Raw genomic sequence first — 6,340 nt, 5'->3', positions numbered from 1 at the left:
GTCTCGGTCGGTCGACCGACCGAAACCGCCGCAAGGTCCTCAGAGGCGATGAGCGTCGACGCTGCCGGAGCCGCGCGCAGGGCCGCCGAGCGACGGCTACCTGGCGCGGGAGGCGCTCGCGGGAGGTTCGGTCGGTCGACCGACCGAAAAAGGCTGGGAGGTGCGCGAACCGGGCCCCAAGCGACCACCAGCCGCCGCAAAGGCGCTCGTGGGGAGAGTTTCGGTCGGTCGACCGACCGAAAGGCCAAGAGGTGCGCGAACCAGGCCCCAAGCGACCACCAGCCGCCGTAAAGGCGCTCGTGGGGAGAGTTTCGGTCGGTCGACCGACCGGAACGGGCGAGAGCTGCGCGGACCGGGGCCCAAGCGGCGATGCGCCAGCCAAGACACGGTCGTGGGGAGAGCCGGTCGACCGACCGAGACGGGCGGGGGCTGTGCGCCAGGTCGTCGGCGACGATGGGCCGGCACAGCAGGGGTCGCGGTGGCGGCCGACCGTAGGTGCACGGGACCGGGGCGTACGGGGCGGTGGGCCGGCCTGCGACGCGCTCACGACGTGGGTCGGTCGACCGACCGAACCGACCAGTCGGAGGGTGTGTGGGGGGCGGTGGGTGCGCGGGCGGAGCCCGCGGGTTCTTGGGACGACGGTGGTGGCAGCGTCTTCCCGGCGGGACGGATGTCGCGCCGGGAAGAGCGGTGTCTGGCGGGAGCGACGGTCGCGCCTTGTACGGACCCGAGCAGTCCGCAAATGAAAAGAAATTCTGAATGCAAGACGAGTGGTGTTACAGACGCGTGAAAACAACGGGCCGGAAAGAGCCGCTGAAAACCCGCGCCGGAACGAGGCCGGCGCGGGTTGTCAGACTGACAAAACGATCGTTAGGCCCTTGCCAGGGTGCCGAGATAGAGCTCGATCACGCGCGGGTCGTTGATCAGGTCCTCGCCCGAGGCCGTGTAGGCGTTACGGCCCTGGTCCAGGACGTAGCCGCGGTCGCAGATCTGCAGGCAGCGGCGGGCGTTCTGCTCGACCATCACGACCGTGACGCCCGTGGAGTTGATCTGCTTCGTACGGAAGAAGACCTCGTCCTGGAGGGCCGGGGAGAGGCCTGCCGAGGGCTCGTCGAGCAGGAGGACCGTGGGCTCCATCATCAGGGCCCGGGCCATCGCCACCATCTGGCGCTCGCCGCCCGACATCAGGCCGGCCCGCTGCTTGCGGCGTTCGGCCAGGGTCGGGAACAGCTGGGTGACGAACTCGAAGCGCTCCTTGAAGCGTTTGGGCTTCAGGAACGTGCCCATCTGCAGGTTCTCTTCGATGGTCAGGGCGGCGAAGACGTTGTTCGTCTGCGGCACGAAGCCGATGCCCCGCTCCACCAGCGCGTGCGCCTTGAAGTTGGTGATGTTCTCGCCGCGCAGAGTGACCGTGCCGGTGCGGATGTTCACCAGGCCGAACATGGCCTTCAGCAGCGTGGACTTGCCCGCGCCGTTGGGGCCGATGATCCCGACGAGCTCGCCGTCCTGCACGTACAGGTCGGCGCCGTTGAGGATGTTCACGCCGGGCAGGTAGCCGGCGACCACCTCGTCGGCCCGCAGCACCGCGCCGTCGGCTCGGGACACGTGGTCGGTCCGGTCGATGATCTCGTTGCTCGTCGGGGCCGGCGCCTCGTCGTCCTCGATCGCGTCCGTCATTCCCGTCCCCTCCTGCCGTCCTCGTCCTCGAGCTCGTCGACCGCGCCGACGAGCGTCACGGAGTCGCTCTCGTCGAGGTCGCCGGCGTCGATCTCCTCGCCGCCGACGCTCTTGACCGCGCCGTCGTGGTGGGCGCCCAGGTAGGCGTCGATCACGCGCGGGTCGGCCATCACCTTGTCGGGCGTGCCCTCGGCGATGACGCCGCCCTGGCCCATGACGATGATCCAGTCACTGATGTCGTGGACCATGTCCATGTCGTGCTCGACGAAGAGCACGGTCATGCCGTCCTCGCGCAGCTGCTTGACGTGGCCGAGCAGCGACTGCGTCAGGGCCGGGTTCACGCCGGCCATCGGCTCGTCGAGCATGACCATCTCCGGCTGCACCATGAGGGCGCGGGCCATCTCCAGGAGCTTGCGCTGGCCGCCGGAGAGGCTGCCGGCGAAGTCGTCCTTCTTGGCGATCAGCTTGAAGCGGGTCAGCAGGTCCTCGGCCCGCGCCGTGATCTCGTCCTCCTGCTGCTTCCAGGTGCCCGGCAGCAGGGCGCGCCAGAAGCTCTCGCCCTTCTGCCCGGTGGCGCCGAGGCGCATGTTGTCGATGACCTTGAGCTTCGACAACGCCTTGGTGAGCTGGAAGGTGCGGACCATGCCGGAGCGGGCCACCTTGTGGGCGGGCACGCCGGACAGCGACTTGCCGTTGAACGTCCAGCTGCCCTCGTCCGGCGCGTCGAAGCCGGTGAGCAGGTTGAAGAACGTCGTCTTGCCGGCGCCGTTGGGGCCGATGAGCGCGGTGATCGAGCCGCGCTGCACCTCGACGTGCTTGACGTCGACGGCGGTGAGGCCGCCGAAGCGGCGCACCACGTTGTCGGCGACGAGAATCGGGTCGGGCTTGGGCACACCCGGCTCGCAGGGCACGTCGGCGAGGGCCGCGACCGCCCGCTCCCGGGCCACTCGCCCGGTCGTCTCAGCGGACATCGAGCATGACCTCCCTCTTGTCGCCGAAGATGCCCTGCGGGCGGTAGATCAGCAGCAGCACGAGGCCGAGGCCGACCAGGATGTACCGCACCGAACCGGCCTGCGTGGTGTTCATGAACCACTCCGGCAGGACCTTGTTGTTCGACATCTCGCTGAGCGTCGAGTCGATGAAGACCAGCAGCACCCAGAAGATCGACGCCCCGATGACCGGCCCGAAGACGCGGGCGGCGCCGCCGAGGATCACGATCGTGTAGGCGAAGAAGGTGAACTCGGTGCCGTAGGTGTCCGGCTGCACCGCCGCCCGGTCGAGGGCGAAGACGAAGCCGCCGAGGCAGCCGATGACGCCGCCGAGGACCAGGGACTGCATCTTGTACGAGAAGACGTTCTTGCCGAGGCTGCGCACCGCGTCCTCGTCCTCGCGGATGGCCTTGAGCACGCGGCCCCACGGGCTCTTCATGAGCAGCCAGACCACGAGGCAGCTGAGCAGGACCAGGGCCCAGCCGACCGTGAGGATCCACAGGTCACGGGGGCTGAACGTGATGATGTCGGCGATGTTGACGCCGGCGCCGGTGCCGTAGGGGTTGAGCGCGTAGAAGTCCTGCGAGAAGCCCTGCAGGCCGTCCGAGGCGCCGGTCCACTTGCGCAGATCGGTGGCGCGGTAGAGGAGCCGGATGATCTCGGCCGCCGCGATGGTGACGATGGCCAGGTAGTCGGCGCGCAGCCGCAGGGTCGGGATACCGAGCAGCAGGGCCAGGATGACCGAGGCCGCCAGGCCGATCGCGATGCCGAGCGCCAGCGGCAGGTCGAAGGTGGAGACGGTGATGGCGATGCCGTACGCCCCGACGCCCAGGAACGCCGACTGGCCGAAGTTGAGCAGGCCAGTGTAGCCGAAGTGGACGTTGAGGCCGATGGCCGCGAGGGCGTAGGCAATAGTGGTGGACCCGATGATCGATTCCAGCGAGACGCTGAAAATGCTCTCCCAGTTCATCGTGTCCCCCTCAGCCGATCCGCTGCCGGCGGCCGAGGATGCCCTGCGGCCGGAAGAGCAGGATCACGATCAGCGCGGCGAGCGCGCTCACGGTCTTGAGCTCCGACGGAATCCAGTACGTCGAGAACTGGATGAACAGACCGATCACCAGGCTGCCCAGCAGCGCGCCCCACGCGGTGCCGAAGCCGCCGAGCGTGACCGCCGCGAAGATGAGCAGGAGGATCTGGAAGCCCATCTGGTAGCTGACGTTCTGGTAGACCGCGAGGATCACGCCGCTGAGGGCGGCCAGGCCGCCGCCGAGCGTCCAGACCAGCCGGATGATGCGGTCGACGTTGATGCCGGAGGCCGCCGCGAGGGCCGGGTTGTCGGCGACCGCGCGGGTCGCCTTGCCCAGGCGGGTCATGACCAGCGCCATGGACACCGCGACGAGCACGACGATCGCGATGGCGTCGGTGACGAGGTTCTTCGGCGCGATGGTGAACGGGCCGATCTCCACGCCGGGCTGGGCGTTGTACTCCGAGTAGGCGCGGGAGTCGCCGCCGAAGAAGTACAGGAAGATGTACCGCACCGCGAGCGACACACCGATCGAGATGATCATCGTCGTGACCAGGTTGGTGCGGCGTTTTCGCAGCCAGCCCCAGAACGCGCGGTCCTGGAACCAGCCCGTGGCGGCGCCGATCGCGACCGCGATGAGGCCGGACAGGACCAGCGGCAGGCCGATGGTCACGTTGAACAGGAAGGCCATCAGCGCGCCGAACGTGACCAGCTCGCCGTGGGCGAAGTTGGTCAGGCCGGTGGTGCCGAAGATCAGCGAGATGCCCAGCGCCGCGAGCGCGATGATGAGCGAGAAGTGGATGCCGGCGTAGAAGAGGTCGGCGACCCGGTTCCACTCCGACGGCGCCGATGGGGCCGGCTGGTTGCTGTTCCCGGTGGTCGCGCCGCCCGCGCCGCCACCGAGCGGAAACAGCACGTTGCGCTGCTGTCCCTCGGCCACGGCGGGCGTCAGGCTGGGTCGCCCGTTCGTCACCGTCACGCCCGAAGGCAGGGTGGACTGATCGAGGTCGACCTTGTAGGTCCCCGGACCGGGAACCGGAATGCTCCACTTGCCCTGAGCGTCGGAGGTCGCTTCGCCGACGGACGCGCCGTCCTGGCTGAACGCTTTGATCTTCACATCGGCGACGGGGGCGCCGTTATTGGTCAACGTTCCCTGCAATGTTTCTCCCGCGGCCCAGGCGCTCGTGGCGCCGAAGCCGAAGGAGAGCATCACGCAGGCCAGGAAGGCCGTGAGCATGATCACGGCTCTACGCAATGGTGCTCCTCGAATCAACGGTGATGACGGGGGCGTCCCGACCCTCGGGACTGCGGGATCATAGCCCGAGCCGCAAGCCAATTGCGGGCCGTTACCAAGCCGTTATCCGTTGCTGAGCCAGCTGCGTCAAACACACCGTGCGCAGGTAAAAGGTCACGACTCCGGGGTTACGGAGCTGTTACCTCCCGCCGTTTCCGCAATGATCCGATCGGCCACTTCGCGCATCGTCATCCGGTGATCCATGGCGGTGCGCTGAATCCATTTGAAGGCCTGCGGCTCGTTCATGCCGTAGGTGGCCATCAGCTGCCCCTTGGCCCGTTCGACGACCTTGCGGGTCTCCAGCCGGTCGGTCAGCGTGGCGACCTCCGCCTCGAGCACGGCGAGCTCGGCGAAGCGCGACACGGCGATCTCCACGGCCGGCACGAGGTCGCTCTTCTGGAACGGCTTCACCAGGTAGGCCATCGCGCCGGCGGCCCGGGCCCGCTCGACCAGGTCCCGCTGGCTGAACGCGGTGAGGATGACGACCGGCGCGATGCGGCCGCCGGCGATCTTCTCCGCCGCGGCCAGACCGTCCATGATCGGCATCTTGATGTCCATGATGACGAGGTCGGGCTTGAGCTCCTCGGCGAGGCGGACGGCCGTCTCTCCGTCGCCGGCCTCGCCGACGACGTCGTAGCCCTCCTCGACGAGCATCTCCCGGAGATCGAGGCGGATGAGGGCCTCGTCTTCCGCGATGAGCACCCGACGGCTCTGTGCCTCGGCCACTAGCCACTCCCGATCCGCGTCCGACACGACTCGACGGCGGTTACCGTCGCGATCAGAGTAGTGGGTACCCTGGTGCGGCGTACTCGTCCCGGTATCCCAATCGGCAGAGGAACGGAGCTCAAACCTCCGACAGTGTGGGTTCGAATCCCACCCGGGGCACGCATCAGTGGTCGTCGCGGGCCACGCGCAGCAGCGCCGACAGGCCTCGGACCAGGGCGTCGCGCTCCTCCGCGGTGAGGCCGGCGCTCCATTGCTCGAACTGGCCGTGGAAGCTGCCCGCCAGGCCGTGATGGGCGGCCCGGCCGGCGTCGGTCAGGCGCAGCTGGTTGAGCCTGCGGTTGTCCGCGTCGCGGCGGCGCTCCAGTAGCCCGCGCCGCTCCAGGTCGCCGACCAGGCGGCTCACCGAGCTCTTCTCCAGCCCCAGGCGGTCCGCCAGCTCCTGCTGGGACAGCGGCGGCTCGGTGTCCAGCGTGTGCAGCGCGGCGGCCTGCGAGAGCGACAGGCCGCCGGGGGTGTCGAAGTGCCAGGCGGACACCAGTCGCACCAGTCCCATGAACACCTCGTGCAGCCGATGATCCTCCATGGTTGCAAGATACAACTGTCGGGCGTTACCGTCGAAGAACAGTTGCA

Annotated in this window: 6 protein-coding genes and 1 tRNA gene; 1 reads left to right on the top strand and 6 read right to left on the bottom strand. The window is 68.4% G+C overall.

The features are described 5' to 3' along the window. Positions 1–870: 870 nt before the first annotated feature. The 5 genes from ABZS66_RS34780 to ABZS66_RS34760 all read right to left on the bottom strand — a co-directional run bounded on the left by ABZS66_RS34780 (position 871) and on the right by ABZS66_RS34760 (position 5,710). Positions 871–1,677 carry an ABC transporter ATP-binding protein gene (locus tag ABZS66_RS34780; protein WP_354765234.1) on the bottom strand — a complete coding sequence of 269 codons (807 nt, stop codon included), beginning with the start codon at positions 1,675–1,677 and terminating at the stop codon, positions 871–873. After that, positions 1,674–2,648 carry an ABC transporter ATP-binding protein gene (locus ABZS66_RS34775; RefSeq protein ID WP_354765232.1) on the bottom strand — a complete coding sequence of 325 codons (975 nt, stop codon included), beginning with the start codon at positions 2,646–2,648 and terminating at the stop codon, positions 1,674–1,676. The genes ABZS66_RS34780 and ABZS66_RS34775 overlap by 4 nt, the downstream gene beginning before the upstream one ends. Then, positions 2,638–3,636, bottom strand: a complete 999-nt coding sequence (locus ABZS66_RS34770) for a branched-chain amino acid ABC transporter permease (RefSeq protein ID WP_354765230.1) — start codon at positions 3,634–3,636, stop codon at positions 2,638–2,640. The genes ABZS66_RS34775 and ABZS66_RS34770 overlap by 11 nt, the downstream gene beginning before the upstream one ends. Positions 3,637–3,646: 10 nt before the next feature. Beyond that, positions 3,647–4,927: a branched-chain amino acid ABC transporter permease gene (locus tag ABZS66_RS34765; protein ID WP_354765238.1), complete on the bottom strand. Its 1,281-nt coding sequence runs from the start codon at positions 4,925–4,927 to the stop codon at positions 3,647–3,649. 171 nt (positions 4,928–5,098) lie between these two features. Continuing rightward, positions 5,099–5,710, bottom strand: a complete 612-nt coding sequence (locus tag ABZS66_RS34760) for a response regulator (protein ID WP_238014984.1) — start codon at positions 5,708–5,710, stop codon at positions 5,099–5,101. A gap of 85 nt (positions 5,711–5,795) precedes the next feature. Between ABZS66_RS34760 and ABZS66_RS34755 the strand changes: the two genes are divergently transcribed. Then, positions 5,796–5,869: transfer RNA gene (locus ABZS66_RS34755), tRNA-Leu, on the top strand. Positions 5,870–5,873: 4 nt separating this feature from the next. Here ABZS66_RS34755 and ABZS66_RS34750 read toward each other — a convergent pair. Next, positions 5,874–6,293: a MarR family transcriptional regulator gene (locus ABZS66_RS34750; RefSeq protein WP_354765228.1), complete on the bottom strand. Its 420-nt coding sequence runs from the start codon at positions 6,291–6,293 to the stop codon at positions 5,874–5,876. Positions 6,294–6,340 lie beyond the last annotated feature (47 nt).

Source organism: Dactylosporangium sp. NPDC005572 (assembly GCF_040605515.1).
Classification (GTDB): domain Bacteria; phylum Actinomycetota; class Actinomycetes; order Mycobacteriales; family Micromonosporaceae; genus Dactylosporangium.
The sequence above is the reverse complement of the archived record's forward strand: the minus strand, read 5'-3'. Positions and strand labels throughout refer to the sequence as shown.